Annotated in this window: 1 protein-coding gene; it reads left to right on the top strand. The window is 70.8% G+C overall.

Translation table 11 applies throughout. The features are described from left to right. A partial coding sequence (locus ACZ6EG_RS34010) for an acyltransferase domain-containing protein (RefSeq protein ID WP_469610522.1) occupies positions 1–1,217 on the top strand: 1,217 nt, incomplete at both ends.

The raw sequence follows: 1,217 nt of genomic DNA on the forward strand, positions 1-1,217 counted from the left end.
CGGTTGCGGGAGCTGGTCTCCGGTGCGTCCGGACCCGACCTGGTGGACGTGGGCTGGTCGCTGTTGTCGCGGGCGGGGTTGGAGCAGCGCGCGGTGGTGTTGGCCGCCGACCGGGAGAGCGCGGCCGAGGGCCTGGGCTCGGTGGGTGCCGGAGTGGCGTCGTCGGGTGTGGTGACGGGTGGAGTGGTTCCTGGGGACGTGGTGTTCGTGTTTCCGGGTCAGGGGTCGCAGTGGGTGGGGATGGGGCGGGAGTTGGCGGGTTGGTCGGGGGTGTTCCGGGAGGCGTTGGCGGAGTGTGAGGCGGCGTTGGAGCCGTGGGTGGAGTGGTCGTTGGGGGAGGTGATCGAGCGTGGTGATGAGGGGTTGCTGGAGCGGGTGGATGTGGTGCAGCCGGTGTTGTGGGCGGTGATGGTGTCGTTGGCGCGGTTGTGGCGTGGGTGTGGGGTGGTGCCGTCCGCGGTGGTGGGTCATTCGCAGGGGGAGATCGCGGCGGCGGTGGTGGCGGGTGGTCTGTCGTTGGAGGACGGGGCGCGGGTGGTGGCGTTGCGGAGTCGGGCGATTCTGGCGTTGGCCGGTGGTGGGGGGATGGTGTCGGTCGCTGGGGGCCGGGGTGTGGTGGAGGGGCTGGTTGAGGGGTTCGGGGGGCGGTTGTCGGTGGCGGCGGTGAACGGGCCGGGGTCGACGGTGGTGTCGGGTGAGCCGGGGGCGTTGGAGGGGTTGCTGGAGTTGTGTGGGGTGCGGGGGGTGCGGGCGCGTCGGATTCCGGTGGATTACGCCTCGCATTCGGTGCAGGTGGAGGCGGTGCGGGAGCGGGTGCTGGCGGAGTTGGCGGATGTGGCGCCGAGGTCGTCGGGGGTGCCGTTGTATTCGACGGTGACGGGTGCTCCGATCGATACGGCGTCGATGGATGCGGGGTACTGGTTCGAGAATCTGCGTTCGACGGTGCGGTTCGAGGAGACCACTCGGGCGTTGCTGGCGGATGGGCGGTCGGTGTTCGTGGAGTGCAGTCCTCATCCGGTGCTGGCGGTGGGTGTGGAGGAGACGGCTGAGGACGCGGGTGTGGATGCCGTGGTGGTGGGTTCGCTGCGTCGTGGTGAGGGGGGTGAGGAGCGTTTCCTGACGGCCCTGGGCGAGGCGTGGGTGGCGGGAGCCGGGGTCGACTGGTCCGCCGTCGTCCCCACCGGACGCCGCGTGGAACTGCCGGCCTACGCCTTCCA

Source organism: Streptomyces sp. NPDC041968, assembly GCF_055589025.1.